General features: G+C 38.7%; 14 protein-coding genes. 2 read left to right on the top strand and 12 right to left on the bottom strand.

All coding sequences use genetic code 11. From position 1 onward, the window contains the following. Positions 1–78: 78 nt before the first annotated feature. From AC1M9F_RS01965 to AC1M9F_RS01925, 9 genes are all read right to left on the bottom strand, one after another. Positions 79–324 carry a hypothetical protein gene (locus tag AC1M9F_RS01965; RefSeq protein WP_481596915.1) on the bottom strand — a complete coding sequence of 82 codons (246 nt, stop codon included), beginning with the start codon at positions 322–324 and terminating at the stop codon, positions 79–81. A gap of 218 nt (positions 325–542) precedes the next feature. Next, complete coding sequence (locus AC1M9F_RS01960; protein WP_481596914.1) at positions 543–809, bottom strand: hypothetical protein; 267 nt, start codon at positions 807–809, stop codon at positions 543–545. A gap of 56 nt (positions 810–865) precedes the next feature. Continuing rightward, positions 866–2,113, bottom strand: coding sequence for a putative phage abortive infection protein (locus AC1M9F_RS01955; RefSeq protein WP_481596913.1), 1,248 nt, complete (start codon positions 2,111–2,113; stop codon positions 866–868). Positions 2,114–2,175: 62 nt separating this feature from the next. After that, positions 2,176–4,815, bottom strand: a complete 2,640-nt coding sequence (locus tag AC1M9F_RS01950) for a bifunctional aconitate hydratase 2/2-methylisocitrate dehydratase (protein ID WP_481589842.1) — start codon at positions 4,813–4,815, stop codon at positions 2,176–2,178. Positions 4,816–5,105: 290 nt separating this feature from the next. Continuing rightward, positions 5,106–5,375, bottom strand: a complete 270-nt coding sequence (locus AC1M9F_RS01945) for a hypothetical protein (RefSeq protein ID WP_481596912.1) — start codon at positions 5,373–5,375, stop codon at positions 5,106–5,108. Positions 5,376–5,517: 142 nt separating this feature from the next. Further along, positions 5,518–5,895, bottom strand: a complete 378-nt coding sequence (locus AC1M9F_RS01940) for a hypothetical protein (RefSeq protein WP_180027655.1) — start codon at positions 5,893–5,895, stop codon at positions 5,518–5,520. 73 nt (positions 5,896–5,968) lie between these two features. Next, positions 5,969–6,403 (bottom strand): I78 family peptidase inhibitor, encoded by a 435-nt coding sequence (locus AC1M9F_RS01935; protein WP_481595461.1) that lies wholly within the window; start codon positions 6,401–6,403, stop codon positions 5,969–5,971. A gap of 118 nt (positions 6,404–6,521) precedes the next feature. Beyond that, on the bottom strand, positions 6,522–11,045 hold the full coding sequence (locus tag AC1M9F_RS01930) for a translocation/assembly module TamB domain-containing protein (RefSeq protein WP_481596911.1): 4,524 nt from the start codon (positions 11,043–11,045) through the stop codon (positions 6,522–6,524). 43 nt (positions 11,046–11,088) lie between these two features. Next, positions 11,089–13,848 (bottom strand): autotransporter assembly complex protein TamA, encoded by a 2,760-nt coding sequence (locus tag AC1M9F_RS01925; RefSeq protein WP_481596910.1) that lies wholly within the window; start codon positions 13,846–13,848, stop codon positions 11,089–11,091. Between the two features lie 176 nt (positions 13,849–14,024). On the opposite strand from AC1M9F_RS01925, the gene AC1M9F_RS01920 reads away from it, so the two are divergent. Then, positions 14,025–15,344, top strand: coding sequence for an MFS transporter (locus AC1M9F_RS01920; protein WP_481596909.1), 1,320 nt, complete (start codon positions 14,025–14,027; stop codon positions 15,342–15,344). A 4-nt stretch (positions 15,345–15,348) separates the two neighbouring features. Next, the gene (coq7, locus tag AC1M9F_RS01915; RefSeq protein WP_481588376.1) at positions 15,349–15,984 is read left to right on the top strand and encodes a 2-polyprenyl-3-methyl-6-methoxy-1,4-benzoquinone monooxygenase; all 636 of its coding nucleotides are present in this window, start codon (positions 15,349–15,351) and stop codon (positions 15,982–15,984) included. A 28-nt stretch (positions 15,985–16,012) separates the two neighbouring features. Here the strand turns inward: coq7 and AC1M9F_RS01910 are convergent, their stop codons facing one another. The 3 genes from AC1M9F_RS01910 to folB all read right to left on the bottom strand — a co-directional run bounded on the left by AC1M9F_RS01910 (position 16,013) and on the right by folB (position 17,499). After that, entirely contained in the window at positions 16,013–16,561 is a 549-nt protein-coding gene (locus AC1M9F_RS01910; RefSeq protein WP_481596908.1) for a DUF2799 domain-containing protein, read from the bottom strand. Between the two features lie 145 nt (positions 16,562–16,706). Then, positions 16,707–17,162: a 2-amino-4-hydroxy-6-hydroxymethyldihydropteridine diphosphokinase gene (locus AC1M9F_RS01905; protein ID WP_481596907.1), complete on the bottom strand. Its 456-nt coding sequence runs from the start codon at positions 17,160–17,162 to the stop codon at positions 16,707–16,709. Further along, positions 17,119–17,499 carry a dihydroneopterin aldolase gene (folB, locus tag AC1M9F_RS01900; protein ID WP_180027650.1) on the bottom strand — a complete coding sequence of 127 codons (381 nt, stop codon included), beginning with the start codon at positions 17,497–17,499 and terminating at the stop codon, positions 17,119–17,121. The genes AC1M9F_RS01905 and folB overlap by 44 nt, the downstream gene beginning before the upstream one ends. Positions 17,500–17,507 lie beyond the last annotated feature (8 nt).

Below are 17,507 nucleotides of genomic sequence, written 5' to 3'. Positions count from 1 at the left end.
TTTTGCTTTATTCAGCTACTGAAATGTAATTTTCTACTGATTTATAGGCAGTACATTTATTTGTACTGCCCTATTGGTTTATTGCGATTGTTTTCTTCTTTGTTCTCGAATTGATTCGCGAACTCGATCTGGCTCGACTACACCTAGGTGATGCTGATTGTAATAGCGCTGTTTATCGTATTCAGACATGTTTACTGTTTCATCTTTATATTTCTGATAACGAGCATCTTCTTCTGGATCATAATTTTTAATCTCCACGCTTGAACATGCAATGAGCGATAGACTGATTAAACTTAAGGTAAGTAGCGTTTTCATAATATTCATACTGTGTTCATTTTTTGCTTATTCTATTTATTTCACATTTTTAGATTGTTGCTGTCTGTTTTATTTATGGTTAGGGGCTTGTAAGCTTTTCAGTAGTCAATTTGAATTTATATTCGATTCAGCATGACGTATCTGTGTGAATGTGTTTTAATGCAGGCAGTATGAGATGAGCCTTATATGAGTATCACGAGAGTGGTACGACTAGCCCCGTTAATTTTTTAATTACGGGGCTTTTTCATGGGCTTTCGTTTACGGTAAATCACGGGTTCTCCGTATCTCTGAAATACCCACTCTTTTGCCTGTTGAGCCATGACATTTTCGCAAATGTAGTAGTCATGATCCCAAGCTTCTTGATAAAAAATCACTTTTTTGGCATAGCGTTCTTGATTGCCATTGGTCATACAGATAAAGCTTTCGCCTTGGTCTTTGACTTGGGTTCCATTTAAGAAACCACCAATACAGAGGAAGCGGGATTGTTTGGACATGATAAATCTACTTGAAAATAATTATTTTACCAATAATTATTCACGAAATTTAATCATCAGTAATCTATTTTCTTCATTATCTTATGCAAAATATCTTGCTCTAAAGAATCATACATATACCATATACTCCCTGTTACTGTAAGATTATTTAGACTAGTGGAACATAATTTTAATTTTATAGTCTTTACATCACTCACATCCCTTCCTGATTGCTTAAAATCATCTTCATTATCCGATGCAATAATTATTAGGTTAAGCTTTTCATCAAAATAAGAATTAATCCTATAAGGATGATCATTATACAGTTTACATTTAATATCTTTAAAATTATCAGAATGATGGTCTCTCAATTCTATATAAATATTATGCTTTAAAATTTGAATTTTCATTTTTTTAGAAATCAAACTTATATCTATTTTGAGATTTTCATTATCAAATGAATCCCATTTTCCTGCCAAACGCTTCAATAAAATATACTTGAGGTCGTAATTGTATCCAAGATCAATTGACTTTTTTACGGATCCCAAAACGTAAGAATTTAATTTAATTACAAAGGAACTACCCTTAAAGGCATTACCTTCTATCTCATATTTATTAAAGTTGATATAAACAGCTAAAAGAGCTTCCGAAATTTTATCCTTTTTAATACAAAAAGGCATGTGTTGTAGAAAACTATACTTGCTAACATAGATTGCATAATCTTTATAATCATCATCAAAACCTTCAGAATGATAGATATTAATTGCCAATATTTGAGTTAATTTAAAATCTAATGTTGAACGTAAAATATTCGTATAATAAGTGATTGATACATTCTGAAAATTAGCAATATTATCTTTATTTTGGTTAATCATCTTTAGAATTTGATATAACATTCTATAATAATGACCAATTTCACTATTGTATTTATGAATAATCTTCTTGCTTTCTTCTAATGTCTTTTCAACCGAAAACTCACTCACATTGTCTATTTCATTTAAAATTTTCTTCTTTATATTTTCATCTACCTTATCTTTAATTACTTCCAATCTTTCCAACATTAAAAAAAATCTATTATCAAAGTTTTCTTGATCTGATTTTTTTCTTTCAAAACTCAAAGTTTTTGCTAAAAATATTAATGATCCAGCAGTTAATAATATACCTAATGTACCACTTAAATAACTTCCTATATACCCTATATTAACAATATAACTATCCTGATTTATATTGTTAACTCTATTTATTGCTATTATAAATGGTTTAATTAAAGCAAAAATTAAAAACACTGATAGGAGTACAAGAACTCTCTTAAATACTTCACTCATAAAAATAAGGGCTGATTAATCAGCCCTTATTTTTAACTCAATTTAATTTATTTTTCAATAAATTAGCTTAATTGAGCAGCAGCAATTTTCTTCGTATCAACGTCTTTAGCAGCGTCTGTATAGTCGTTCATTTGATCGAAGTTCAAGTACTTGTAAATATCCGCAGACATGCTGTCGATTTGAGCAGCATACTGTTGGTATTCTTCAGGAGTTGGCAACTTACCAAGTACCGCAGCAACAGATGCAAGCTCAGCAGAAGCCAAGTAAACGTTTGCACCTTGACCTAAACGGTTCGGGAAGTTACGAGTAGAAGTAGATACAACAGTTGTATTTGGAGCAACACGTGCTTGGTTACCCATACATAATGAACAACCTGGCATTTCTGTACGCGCGCCAGCTTTACCATAAGTATTGTAGAAACCTTCTTCCATCAATTGGCGTTCGTCCATACGAGTTGGAGGAGCTAACCAAAGACGAGTAGATAAAGAACCACCAGGTACTTTGTCTAAAAGTTTACCAGCTGCACGGAAGTGGCCGATGTTCGTCATACAAGAACCGATGAATACTTCATCAATTTTGTCGCCTTGAACGTCAGAAAGAAGTTTTGCATCATCTGGATCGTTCGGGCAGCAAAGGATAGGTTCTTTGATGTCAGCAAGGTCGATTTCATACACTTTCGTGTATTCAGCGTCAGCATCAGCTTTAAGAAGTGATGGATTCGCTAACCATTTTTCCATGTTCTCAACACGGCGCGCCATAGTACGAGCATCGCCATAACCTTCAGAGATCATCCACTTCAACATCGTGATGTTTGAACGAAGGTATTCAGCAACTTTCTCTTCAGAAAGTGTGATTGCACAACCAGCAGCAGAACGTTCAGCAGAAGCATCAGAAAGTTCGAACGCTTGTTCAACAGTTAAGTCAGTTTCCATTTCTGATAAGTCGATCTCTAAGATACGACCAGAGAAGATGTTTTTCTTACCTTTCTTCTCTACAGTTAAGTCACCTTCTTTAATTGCGTAGTAAGGAATCGCATGTACTAGGTCACGTAAAGTGATACCAGGTTGCATTTTACCTTTGAACTTCACAAGAACTGATTCAGGCATATCAAGTGGCATAACACCAGTTGCTGCAGCGAACGCTACAAGACCAGAACCCGCTGGGAAAGAAATACCGATTGGGAAACGTGTATGTGAGTCACCACCAGTACCAACTGTATCTGGAAGAAGCATACGGTTTAACCAAGAGTGGATAATACCGTCACCTGGACGTAAAGAAACACCACCACGGTTCATGATGAAATCAGGAAGCGTGTGTTGCATTTGAACGTCAACTGGTTTTGGATACGCAGCAGTATGACAGAAAGATTGCATTACGAGGTCAGCAGAGAAACCTAAGCAAGCTAAGTCTTTCAATTCGTCACGCGTCATTGGACCTGTTGTATCTTGAGAACCAACAGTTGTCATCTTAGGTTCGCAGTAAGTACCTGGAAGTACACCTTGACCTTCTGGAAGACCACAAGCACGACCAACCATCTTCTGAGCAAGCGTGAAGCCTTTGCCAGTTGCAGCTGGTTGAACTGGAGTACGGAACAAGTCAGAAGCAGGAAGACCCAATTCTTCACGTGCTTTAGTAGTTAAGCCACGACCAATGATCAAGTTAATACGACCACCCGCACGTACTTCGTCTAGAAGTACTGGAGTTTTTAACTCAGCTTCAGCAATTTGAGCGCCATCTTTGAACGCTGTAACTTTTGCAGTCGCTTTGTCAATCTTCAACGTGATTTCGTCGCCCATGTTCATGTTTGCAACGTCGATTTCAACTGGTAACGCACCAGCGTCTTCCATAGTGTTGAAGAAAATCGGAGCAATCTTAGAACCTAAGCAGTAACCGCCTTCTTTCTTGTTCGGAATGTGAGCGATTTCGTCACCAAAGAACCAAAGTACAGAGTTAGTTGCAGATTTACGAGAAGAACCTGTACCAACAACGTCACCCACGTAAGCAACTTGGTTACCTTTCGCGATTAATTCTTTGATTTGGCTTAATGGACCAACTTCACCAGGAACTTCTGGGTTAATACCATCACGTACGTTTTTAAGCATCGCATTCGCGTGTAACGGAATGTCTGGACGGCTCCAAGCGTCTTGTGCAGGTGACAAGTCGTCAGTGTTAGTTTCACCAGTAACTTTGAAAACTGTAAGTTTGATTTCTTCTGGAACGTCTTTACGGCTAGTGAACCATTCAGCGTCAGCCCAAGATTGAAGAACAGCTTTCGCGTTTTCGTTACCTGCTTTTGCTTTATCAGCAACGTCATGGAACGCATCGAAAACAAGAAGTGTTTTCTTAAGCGCTTCAGCAGCTAAAGCACCAAGCGTTGCGTCTTCTAATAATTCAACTAAAGGAGCAACGTTGTAACCACCAAGCATAGTACCTAGTAAGTAAACCGCACGCTCTTTAGAAACTAATGGAGAAGTCGCTTCACCTTTCGCCAAAGCAGCCAAGAAAGCAGCTTTTACGTAAGCAGCTTGGTCAACACCTGCTGGAACACGGTTTTCAAGCAAATCAACTAAGAATGCTTCTTCGCCAGCTGGTGGATTTTTTAATAATTCAACTAATGCAGCTGTTTGAGCGTCATCAAGTGGCTTCGGTGGGACTCCGAGTGCGGCACGTTCTTCAACGTGTTGGCGGTAAGCTTCTAGCACGGTGTTATTCCTCTTCTTTAAAAAATTACTTGCAATATCCTGCTTATAAAGCCTGCAAATAATATGGACTGCTAAATTTTACTAAAATTCCGGTTAAAAGTTAATGCAAGAAGAGTGTTTCTTTGTGATGACCATTATTTTCTTACTAAATGATCTCTCTTCTGATTACTCATTGCTCAATATGTTGTTTTATCGAACAATTCTGACATTAACATGAAGCTTTTACGGATCTGAAATAAATAAAAGGCAACAAGATGTTGCCTTTTAAATCCTTTTTTGACTATTCAACCTTAGTGGACAGTCGTGCGATCTAAATATTGTTGCAGACTTTCTCGTGTTCCTTCGAATCTGACCAGAATTTCATCATCATGTAGCATGCGGTGTTCGGCACAGGCAAAACTAATGTTTACCTGATAAATTTTGGCATGTTCATTGATCATATTTTTAAGATAGACTCGATCCCCTAGACTTAGGACGTAATGGCTGCCATTAATTACAGCAACACCATTGGCATCTTCAAGCAGAAGATCGGCATTATTCAGGTATGCGACCACTTCCATTGTTCCGCTCCTTTTGTTTTATTTATCTTATTTTTATATAAGCTTTTCTATTTTAATGCTAATTAAAATTTGTAATTAATTTCAACAAAAAAAGGGAAACTTACGCTTCCCTCTTTTTTATGATCAATCTTTTTGTAGCGCCTTAAAACTGTTTGTAGTCAGGCAGATTATCTTTATCGTAAGGAGTGGCTAAACACTCATCCGTTGCTTCTTTTTTGAATTTAGCCATTAATGCATCACGATCCAATTCTAATTGATTCGCAGGATAAGCATAGACCTTCTCAATTTGAGCATCTACGAATTTCTTCGTCGTCGGATCGGTCAGTTTAGAAGCATGTTCGACCGCCGCAGTTTTCTCGATACCATTTTGACGGTCTAGCAAAATAGAGCGTGCAGCATTACCAATACTGGTACAGTAACCATGCCAGACTTCTTCAGGGGTTAGTGGCTTTTTTTCTTCACAAGCACTGAGCAAAACGGCTGAACCAAGTACAGCACCCAGAATCACGAATTTGTTCATACATCTCTCCTGTTGCGGCTATGATAATCGAGTTAAACCGAATAGGAAATCGTGTAATGACATTTCTCGTTCATTAGCCACAGCTTGAGCGAATAATTTTATTCTGATCATCCACGGTTACTGTAATACGATCATTTCGATAATCCATAGTAACCAGATCATTTGGTCCGACACGGCGAATAATTTTGGCTTTGGTTTTATTCAAAATCTGTTGATCATCAAGATTATGCATACCGACTAATTTTTTCGCTTCTTCAGGCTTGCAAATATTTTGATGATGTCTAAATAGTTCCCATTCCTCTACCACAACACCATCTGGCAACTGGCAATAACCCACTTGACCATTTGCCTCATCACGTATTTCTAATTTTCCACCTTGTTGAACACAAAATTTGCTTGCAGGATTAGCCATTCCAATTTTTGGAGTAAGTTGCTCAGTTTGAGTGGTTTGACAGCCCGCCATGAGTGTTGCTGCTATCATCGCGATGAATATTGCAATTGTTTTCATTTTTTAATTCTTTCTTGTCCGATAAATTTTAAGTCTAGCATTTTAACAATAGGGCTTAAATTTAATTTCGGTTTATACAGTGAATTAAAAAGGGCTTCGATTGAAGCCCTTTTACCTTTTAGAATCTCCAATTGTAGAAAATATCAATGGCTTTTTCTAAAGACTGACTTGCTTCCAGATAGAGTCTTTGGTTCATCTGATATCGTAGCGTCAATTTATTGACTGGCGTAAAGACACCAACACCATAACGGATATATAAATCAGGGGTCAGATAACCTGTCACACTCACTTGAGTGTCATCGCCTGTTCCTTGCGCATCAAGAGCAAGACCACTTAACCCAAATGTCTGTCCAATTTGATTGGTTAAAGCACGTGTACCACCAAGCCCTAAGCTAATCCCCGCTGCAGCAATGGTATTGTTCACATCTGACTTAAAGCCTTCTGCTTGACTCAAGCTACTTGAACCTTCATTGATTCGACCTGTAATTAAGGCATTCATTGCTTCTTGTTCAGACAACCCGGCATCATTAAAGACTTGGATATTTGGACTGCTTGCAGTTCCAGTAACACGCACACCAACTGTACTGCCTGAAATGAGTTTACTTGCTTCAACCTCAAGGGTTGGGTTGGACAATGCGCCATTGAAACGTGCAATTGCACGACTTAATTCTAAAGACTGCCCATAAGCTTCAATGGTAACGCGTTTACTTACACCAATCGCACCATTGGCACGCATGGCAGTTTCTAATCCGCGTTGCGTTAAATAAATTCGCCCAAGTAATGGAATACGACTATTAAAGCCTTGGAAAATCACTTGGTTTCCTAAATTTAATTCTAAGTCAGCGCGGATATCCCATGGCTTTGCAGCCTTAAGTACCGCGAGTTGATTATCACCTTCACGTACCACTCGAACATCGGCTGATAAAGGCACTACGGACGCGCTCGATTCTGGCATTGAAATCAGCGCACGCGGAACTTCAACTTTACCATTCAAAGTTAACTGCTTACTGATAGGACGTGCATCTAAATCCATTTCAGTGTTCAGAACAGCTGTGATTAATGGTGCTTGGCGAATAAATAAATTATCACCTTTGAGTTTTAAACGAATTCTAGGATCATTTTTCCAATCGATATCACCCGTTAACTTGCCCACACCTCGACCACTATTGAAAGCGCCATCGATCGTCGCTTGGTTTTGACGAATAGATGAATACAGCTGAATATTCGTGAGATTAACAGGTAACGAAATCATGCTGATTGAAGCATTTTTAAGTCGCATTTCGCCGTTAAATAACGGTTGAGTCAATGTCCCACTGATTTTACCCGCAAGGGATAAATTACCATCGATTTTACGCACATCCGAAATGAATGGTTTTAAAATTTTCAGTTGTACTTGACTCAGAGCAACTTCACCACGCATTGGTTTCGAATCAACAAATGGATTCACCACAACATTTGCATATCCAGTCCCAATATTCGGAGCTTTCAAATCAGCACGAAGTAATAATCCTTCACGAATACTTCGTGCAATAAAACTTACTTCATCGTAGTTCATCGTGGTGCTGATATCATCTGGATCGGCAGCTGCTAGACCGACAACACCATTACGCGTAACAAGTTTGGCATCGATTTTTGGTTGAATGCCTTGCCCCCAAGACGCTTTAGCATAACCATCCAATTTACCCGTAATTGCGAAACCTTCAGGCATAAATGCGGCAAAGTCACCAAGATCTAAATTCCGACTCACAAATGAGGCGCTACCTTTGGTCTTACTCACACGTAAGGGCTGATCAAAGCAAAGTTGGCTTTGATTACTGGTCCAGCAATGAGCACCCACAAATAATTCTGTTTTCGCAGTATTATAAATCACAGGTGCAGGTTGGGCCTGTTTTAAATGCGCGCGTGCTGAGTCAAAGTCACCTTTTTGAATTTGACCTAACCAATCATTCGCAGGATTAAATCCACCTGCCAGTTGTACATAAAATTTAGACAGCTTGTTCGCGGCTTGGACTTTCAATAAATGTGCTTTTCGCGTGCCAGCAATCGAGACTTCAGCGTTTTGAATCTCACGATTGCCACTTCTTAAACTGTCCATTCTTGCAGTTAATGCAGTAGGCACTGTATCCGAAGTTGGTAATTCCCCTTGGATGTTGAGTGATTTGATACTGACAAGATCATTGAAACCAAAGTTATTCACCTTCACATTCGCAGTTGCTGACAATCTCGGTTGAGACTGCACATTAACAAAACCTTGCGCACGACCACGTAAACCAGGATAAAGCTCAAATAATGCAGGCGCGTCAATCTTAACGCGAAGATTCTGAGCATTCCCTTCGGCTTGAATCTGATTCTGCGCATACACCAAATACAAATTATTGGCTTCAAACTGTTGTGGCAAGAAACCTGTCTGATTCGAATTAAGAATTACAGCAAGATTACCTTTTGCTCTCAGCGGTTTTTTATTGATCATGCCAGCGAGATTGAGTCGATCAATATTAATTTTTTTCAAACGATCTGACCAAACACCATCCGTTTTGACATTACCTGAAATTTCCCCTTTAACACTTGAAACAAAATAATGAGGCTTAAAGCGTATTAAAGAAGCATTAATGTCCCATCCGATTCCATTGGCTAAATTGACTAAACCATTGGCATTGATCTGACCCGCAGCACCCTGATGTTTAAATTCGGAAATATTGATGCGTTGAGGTGTGCCTGCTACACGTATTTTAAGCTGACCATCCCCTTGTGACAGTTGGCTTGCATGTAATGCACCATCATAATTTACTGCGAAGCCTTTAAAACCACCACCCGACTTTTCATCATGTAGAAGAATGGCTGCTGTACTTGAGCCAGTCAGCTTAATTGTTTCCGGTGGATTTTGATTGGCAAGTTGACCTGAAAGTTTGATCTGATTTAACTGAATAATTTGCTGGTTAGGTCGAGCAAAGCCACTCGCTTGAATTTGTCCATTTAATAAATTTACAGGAGCAGCATAACTGATGGTTTGCGGATTAAAGTCTTTTGCATTAAGCACCGCATTCCACTTCAACTGTCTTTGATCAGATGGTAATTCAACCTTGGCATTTGCTTGTAAAGATCCTTTTCCATCTGCTTGATAGATAAATGAAGGAACATGAAGATCATTACCTTTAAGGTCTAATTGGGCATTGTATTTGCCAGCAGGTAATGTTCCTTTTTCATTTGCACCAACTACGGTTGCCACATGAATATTTTGTTGACCTTCAACTAAAGCAAGTTTTACATCCCCAGATTCACTACTTAACCAACCAATGTACGGAACAGCACGATCAATATTTTTCCAAGCGACATCTAGCAACATCGGATTCGGCTTATTATTTTTTTGTTCAGCTTGATTAAGATTTAAATTCCATGTTTCATATTGGTCGAAATCAATAAGTGCTGTGAGAGCTAATCCCTTCTCTAACGACCCAGCTGAGGCGATTTTGGCATCCAAACGTTCTGGCAGAAAATCTTGCACCACTTGTGGAATCACTTTATCTTTAGGATTGATTTTATCTAAGCGACCTTGCACATCCCAAGTGACTTTATCCTTCCATCCGACGACACCCGCAAGATTCAGCGCCCCGTTCATCAATTGACCATTCAGGTTTGAAATATTCAATTGATTAACGAGATCTGTATGCGCCAGCGCAGTATATTGTCCTTGAGGAATATTTTTACCAGAAATATCGGTATTAATATCCAAATTCAAACGTTGGATATCTCCAGAAAACTTAGCAACTCCTTGTTTAGATAAAAGCTCCTGCTCTAGCATTAAAGGCCAGTGATAATCTTTAAAGTTTAAAGCACCTTGCATTGGTACATTTTTTCGAACTGGATGTACCACTGCCCAACCTGTTAATAAATCAGGGGTACGTGTGGCAATGCCCGCTTGAATGGTATCTAAAGAGCCTTTTGCATGGAGATAAATATCCTCAACGTTGATCGACTTTAAAGATGGGAGTCTTACAACTGCTTGCGCATCTAACGGATATTTACCTTTAAAATCCATCTGACCTGTTGCTTTTTTTACAGACAAATAACCCATATCAAACTGCGAGTCTTCAAACTTAAGCTCAGTACCGGACCATAGTGCTTCGTTTAGGATAATGTCATTAAATTGCACTTTAGAATTTGAAGTCTGAATGACCAATTGATCGATATCGGCATGATCAACACGTAAAACAAAAGGGAGTTTGATTTCACTAAACTTAAATGGCTCATCACTCGGCGGTGACTTGTTAATGACACGCAAATTTCGGACATCAGCACGATTCAAATGAATTTCTTTATCTAATATGGCACGCCAACCCAAAGTGACATCAGCTCTATCAATTTTCACATCAACTGATTTCAGCGTCACCAATACATTTTTTAGAATAATGCCTTGAAGTAAATTTCCACCTTCATATTCATACTGAATAATCTGTTGAGTGGACAAAGCACGGTCAAGTAAGAATTTACTGCCTTTGTCTGTTGAAAACATTACGGCAAGCGAAGCCACAAAAAAGATCAGAATAAATAAAATGATCAGCAATACACGGCGTAATAAACTTCGCTGTGGCGTCACGTTTTGATCAGGTTGTTGCTCAGGTTGCTGCTCGATGTCTTCAGCCATACTTATTCCAAAAAATGATTGAGTACTTTTATTATCTTAAATATTAAAGTTGCGGCCCGATAAAGAAATGTAGACGAATAGGTTTACCAGGATCAGATATCCCCGATGCCACATCTAGACGAATTGGACCAATTGGAGAGTTCCAGCGGATTCCTGCTCCTATGCTATATTCAGTATCATTGGTAAATTTTTCATCATAAGCATTACCAAAATCACTAAATAACGCGGCGCGCCAACCTTCTTTAAATTGGTAATTGTACTCTAAAGTCCCAATCGCACGCGCTTGACCTCCGACTTTATATCCAAATTCCACAGGGGACAAACTCTTATAGTCAAATCCTCGTAGACTTTGGTCACCCCCTTCAAAGAATCTCAAGTTATAGGGCACTTTTTGAAAATCTTCAGTGATGATATAACCGAGGTTTGCCCCACCAATGAATTGATGATCATTGTTACTGCCTAATGAATATAAAAATTTCCAGTTCGCATTTACAATCGCCATATCAGCATCGGATAGCAGGCTCTCACTCCCCAATTGGATTTTGTAGTTTTGTTTAAATCCTTTTGTCGGATTCAATCGATTATCACTGGTGACTTTAGTGGCTTCATAACCAAGTAATAAAGATTGCTGCTCATCATTACCCGTTGCAACGACAAACTCTGGGATTTCATCCCAATTGGTATCTGGGTCAAGTGTCTCAGGAATATCACCTTCAATCGTCATACGATCTAGACGATAACGCACACCAAAAATATGCTGCCAATCACGACGCGCACCTTTAATAATTCTGTCAGCTCCGGCAACGGCGGATTCCACGATGAGATTTAATCCATTCCCAATTTCATCACGATCTTCACGCTCGTAACCACCAACTAGACTGACATAATCATTTAATGGGTGTTTATATGGAATATTATAGCGACCATCAATCGATTGTCTGACTTGTGACAACTCTAAGTTTGCATCAAACGAATGACCACGTTCATTCACAATAGAACGGCGGTACTGACTTCGTAAACGCACACCTGTATCAGTACCATAACCAATACCCGCTTCAACACTATTTAATTTATCCGCATTCAATGTCACGATGACAGGGATTTTTTTCTCTTCACGTGCTAAGGCTTGTAAACGCTCAGTTTCTTCCTGCTTGGCTTGCGCTTGATTATCAGCATCATTACGCTCTTGCAAAGTACGACGTTCATTTCCACCCGCAAATTGAGTTTCATCTGCCACATTCTGCGTGACTTCTTCTGATGAACTTGCCTGTTGTTCAGCCTTTTCTTGACCTGTTAATAAACTTCGATCAATTTTTTGCTCATCCACTAAAGCCTGCAAATCAGGTGCGAGTTCAAGCGGCTTAATAATTGGATCAGGTTTAACAGCGTCAACAAGGCTATAGTTAAAATAACGTGAATTGGTTAAGTTGTTGGCTAATACATTTACACGCCATGCGGTAAAGTCTGCACCTTCTTGCCAAGGAGCTAATGTTCTTAAAATATCTTCACGAATCGGTAATTTTTTTGATGGATCACTCATTCTAAACTGCACATCATCCAGCTTATAACGTTCACCTGTTTCCATCTTCAAGTTTATATCTGCTTGATTTTGAGGGCGGGCCAACATGACATCGTGCATTCGCCAATAATAATCAAAGAAACCGTTGTTATTCGCCGCTTCAATGACTCGAGCTTTTGTCGCTTCGTATTTACCATGATCGAAAATATCACCCACCTCCAAATCAGGAAGCACTCGAATCACTTGCAATTGAGCAAGATTCTGCCCAGGCCCAGTAAATTCAATATTTTGTTCTCGCACCACTACTGTATTATGAGGTGTGACATTGACACGCACACGGTTATCACTGACTTTTTCAAACTTAAATTCAGCATCATAATAACCTACGGCTTGTGCAGCTTGGACAGTCATATTACGGAGTTGCGGGACGGCAGCATTGAAATCTGAAAATGACTCAACAGTGAATGATGATAACTTTGCTTTGATATTGTCCGCGAGTGGTTTAGGTGCGCCCGTAACATCTGCGGTAATACGTGGCACAGCAGCGGGCTGATTAAGACGTGGAGGACGTATTTTGTAGAAAATGCGTTTAAACACATTTACTTTTTCTGGTTCTTTATTTTCAGGTTCTTGGGTTTGAACGGATAATGAACGTCCTTCCACATTTTCAGACACCTCAATCTGACGATCAGACTGAATATTTTGCATCAACTGATCAATGTTGACTGGCGCTTTTGTTAACTCAGCCTCTGAAATGTCATTCGCAGGTAAATCTTGTAATTGAATGGCTGGAATCGTCGTCAAACCTGATCTGAAATTTTGCGCTTCCTGCTTGGCTTCTTCAGCCACTGATAAAATTTCATTGGCAAGTCGAGGGTCCACACTTTCTTCAGGCAGCAACTCCAAATCATCAAATTCTATCGGCTTGAATTGCTCTTGTGGACTCAATTGCTCTTGCTGCTGAAGCATTTCATAACTATTAAAATCATCTTGCCCACTCAACTGATCTATTTTTTGATCAATACTTTCAATTTTTTCTTTTGACAATCCCTGTTGCTGCGCAACGTTTTCTATTTTTTGTTTATTATTTTCGATGGCTTGTACGGATGTCGCAGGCTCAAGCTCCTGACTTGATACCACTGTGTCAGCTGCAAATAACACAGGTGAAGAAAGAGCACCTAAAAAAACACTTGCATATAACCATTTATTGATATCATTTGATATCCATGTGTGCTGTACACATTGGGAAAGTAATGATTTTTTAAATTGTGTTTTCGATGGCATACTGCGCTCTGAATACTTTATATTTTAAATAGAAAATACGGATTTTTCATTCAAGCTAACTGAATCAAATTTCTAGTATTTTCAAAATTTTTAGGATGAAAATATGATACATGATTTTCCGATATTGTTACTAAATCATCACATTTCTTAATAATTTTTAAAAAAGCTGAATTGTCATGCAAAAACAAGAGCATCTACTGAGTTCGCGCCGTTTTTCACCTATGTTTTTGACTCAATTTTTTGGAGCCTTAAACGATAATGTCTTTAAACAATCCTTATTGCTTGTCATTACCTATGGTTGGATTCAACAACAAACCGCAAGCGTAAGCACACTGAATAATCTAGCTGCACTTCTCTTTATTCTACCTTACTTCATTTTTTCAGCGACTGCAGGACAAATTGCAGACAAATACGAACGCTCTTTCTTGATTCGTAATATCAAATTGCTTGAAATCTTGATTATGCTGATTGGTACTGCTGGATTTTTACTCGGCAATTTATGGCTATTGTTATTTGCATTGTTCCTCATGGGTACACACAGTACCTTCTTCGGACCGATTAAATACGCCATTCTCCCTGAAATATTAAAACCAAATGAATTGATGTCGGGTAATGCTTTATTTCAATCAGGTACTTCCATTGCAATATTGATGGGGATGATCTTGGGTGGTGTAGTGATTTCAAACTCTGAAGGCAACTTAGTTTGGATCAGCCTGACGGTCGTGACCATCGCGATACTTGGTTATAGTTGTAGTCGCTTCATTCTCAAACAAAAAGTCCGTGAAAATCATATCAATGTCGATTGGAATTTCTTTCGAACCAGTTTTCAAACCATACGTTATGCAAAAAGCTTACCCCTCATCTTTACCATTTTATTGGGTAATTCTTGGTATTGGTTTTATGGCGCGACTTATTTAACTCAAATTCCTCAAATGACTCAGCAAAATCTTCATGCCAACGAAAATGTGGTTAGCCTCCTCCTTACCTTTTTTTCTGTGGGTATTGGTGTAGGTTCATTGCTATGCCGAAAAATTGGTGGCTCAGAGGTCAATATTAAAATGGTGCCTATTGGTGCAGTAGGCTTAACCGTTTTCGCCTTCTATTTAGCAGGAAGTTTAGCCTTTGTTCCTGAAAGGACTGGCGATTTTATTGGCATATCAGACATGTTTAATTCTGGTGTGATCTATTATCATGTGATGATTGCAGTTACATTATTAGGGATCAGTGGCGGTTTTTATATTGTTCCGCTATATGCCATGATGCAAGCCTATTCACCGTGTTCACATCGTGCTCGTGTAGTGGCTGCTAATAACATTATGAATGCAGTATTCATGGTGTCTTCTGCTATATTCTCCATTATTATTTTAAGTATCTTAAGTATTGATATTAAGATTCTATTCAGTATTACAGCGATATTGAGTGCTATGTACACGATTTGGTTATTAACACGCTTAAAACCAATGTTAAAAAATGCTCAAATTGATTTAGAGGATTAAGGTTATGCGTCACTACACAGGTCTAGATAAATTTATCCATTCATTTGATCAAGCACTGCGTAGTTTGGTTCCAGGCACCACCACCTCACAACGTGAAAATCCAGCAAGTCAAGCAGAGACTCATCTCGCAGTGAGTGAAGCAAGGCATGTTGCTGGACTCATGCGTGTTAATCACAGTGGTGAAGTCTGCGCTCAAGCGCTTTATCACGGTCAAGCATTGACAGCTAAATTACCTAATGTTCGTCGTGAAATGGAGCATGCCGCGATTGAAGAACAAGATCATTTAGCATGGTGTGAAGATCGTTTAAAAGAGTTAGATAGTCATACAAGTCTACTCAATCCTGTATGGTATGGTCTTTCTTTTGGTATGGGTGCGATTGCAGGTATTGCTGGTGACAAATACAGTTTAGGCTTCGTTGCAGAAACTGAACGCCAAGTGAGTCTGCATTTGCAACACCATCTTGACCAACTCCCACCGCATGATGAACGCTCTCGTCAAATTTTGACACAGATGAATCAGGATGAACTTCAGCATCGAGATACTGCACTAAATGCAGGTGGTGTAGAATTACCAGCTGCGGTCAAAATCGCAATGACGGGTATATCCAAACTCATGACCAAAACAAGTTATTATATTTAAAAAAAACGCGGCTCATGGGCCGCATTTTTTATAGATGATGGAATCGTCTAAACTTATTTAATTCACGCTCAGCATGATTAAAATTCAAATTTAACCGCAATTTATCCTGCTTTAAGGACTTTATTTTCTTAAGATACTCTTCCCGCTTTTCTTTGGTGATTTTGTCATCCAGTAAGTAGTCTCGATAAGTTTCAATTTCTTTATCTTTAGCATCTTTGTCTTTCTTAGAACGATAGTACTGATCGGCCACATTATAAAAGGGTGCTAATTGGGCATGTAACTCTGATGGACAAACCCTATACCCACCTCTTCCATCCAAAGCTCCATCGAAAATAACTTCGGGTTGACAATATGAACGAAGCCCAATTTGGTAACCTTGTTCATATAACTTGTGATCAGGTTCAATATTCACTTTTGAACAGGCTTTTTGATGTTTAACAATGCGATTCGAATAACCACTGCTTCCATCTTTTTCACCTATTTCCGACCATTGAGCAGTTCGACACTCTTGAGGGGAAAGCGTTGAACAACCTGAGAGCAACGCCAAAATTGCGCTTAACACAATAATTTTATACATCTTCTTGATATGGAGCTTATTTATTTTGAAGTGCCGTATTATAAAATTAGTCCATTCAAAAGAAGCCGATTATTGTTACATCAGAGCCTATTTGCGTATCAAAGACATATTTGACCAATACTACCGATGGACTATTCGGCGAAACTCATCCTATTTTAGAAAATGAACCATCTAGTGACACTTGAGGAAAATGATGAGCTTCATGCTCAAATAATGGATTTTCCCAAATATCAAACATTGGAATTTTAACATCTAAGGCTAGTGGCATTTTTTTTGGATTAAATTGCATATTTTGGAGCGTATTTCCCCATGCAATGAGATCTACATCCAAAGAGATATCATGTGACGGACGGACTCGACCAGAAGCTTTTTCCAGCGCTTTTAAAAGTTTGGTAATTTCATTGACTTGCTGCTTTGATTCTAATATACATGCAGCATTCCAATAATCTTGTCCAACACCATCTCGACAAGGTATGACATAGATGGGAGAACGCGTAATACAACCTAATGACGCAATTTGTTTTAATGCATTCACCAGATGATTATGCGGTTGGCTATTACTCGCCAATGCTAGCGCGTAAATCATTACGGTGTCTTTCAAGACGAATTCCTACTGAATTGGCTTGTGGAATAATGGCAGGCTTACGCACAGTAATTTGAATAGACTCAATTGCTGGATATTGGTCAAACAAAGCTTTGAGGACAATTTTTGCAGCAAATTCAATTAATTCAGGTTGAGCTTTTTGAATCGTCTGAGTCGCGATTTCACAAATTTCAGCATAATTTAAAGTATCAGCGAGAAGATCTGAATTTGATGCCTGCTCTAAATCAGTCGCAATATGAAGATCAAGCAATAATGGTTGAATGATTTGCCGTTCCCAGTCAAAACATCCGATGACTGTTTCAACTTTCAATCCTTCAATTAATATGGAATCCATCTTCAATC

This window comes from Acinetobacter sp. ANC_7504, from assembly GCF_056779995.1.
Note: the sequence above shows the minus strand (reverse complement) of the source record. Positions and strands in the feature narration are given on the sequence as shown.

Coding starts and splice junctions, on each gene's coding strand:
- AC1M9F_RS01965 (WP_481596915.1), bottom strand. CDS start 324: ATGAATATTATGAAAACGCTACTTACCTTAAGTTTAATCAGTCTATCG.
- AC1M9F_RS01960 (WP_481596914.1), bottom strand. CDS start 809: ATGTCCAAACAATCCCGCTTCCTCTGTATTGGTGGTTTCTTAAATGGA.
- AC1M9F_RS01955 (WP_481596913.1), bottom strand. CDS start 2,113: ATGAGTGAAGTATTTAAGAGAGTTCTTGTACTCCTATCAGTGTTTTTA.
- AC1M9F_RS01945 (WP_481596912.1), bottom strand. CDS start 5,375: ATGGAAGTGGTCGCATACCTGAATAATGCCGATCTTCTGCTTGAAGAT.
- AC1M9F_RS01940 (WP_180027655.1), bottom strand. CDS start 5,895: ATGAACAAATTCGTGATTCTGGGTGCTGTACTTGGTTCAGCCGTTTTG.
- AC1M9F_RS01935 (WP_481595461.1), bottom strand. CDS start 6,403: ATGAAAACAATTGCAATATTCATCGCGATGATAGCAGCAACACTCATG.
- AC1M9F_RS01930 (WP_481596911.1), bottom strand. CDS start 11,045: ATGGCTGAAGACATCGAGCAGCAACCTGAGCAACAACCTGATCAAAAC.
- AC1M9F_RS01925 (WP_481596910.1), bottom strand. CDS start 13,848: ATGCCATCGAAAACACAATTTAAAAAATCATTACTTTCCCAATGTGTA.
- AC1M9F_RS01920 (WP_481596909.1), top strand. CDS start 14,025: ATGCAAAAACAAGAGCATCTACTGAGTTCGCGCCGTTTTTCACCTATG.
- coq7 (WP_481588376.1), top strand. CDS start 15,349: ATGCGTCACTACACAGGTCTAGATAAATTTATCCATTCATTTGATCAA.
- AC1M9F_RS01910 (WP_481596908.1), bottom strand. CDS start 16,561: ATGTATAAAATTATTGTGTTAAGCGCAATTTTGGCGTTGCTCTCAGGT.
- folB (WP_180027650.1), bottom strand. CDS start 17,499: ATGGATTCCATATTAATTGAAGGATTGAAAGTTGAAACAGTCATCGGA.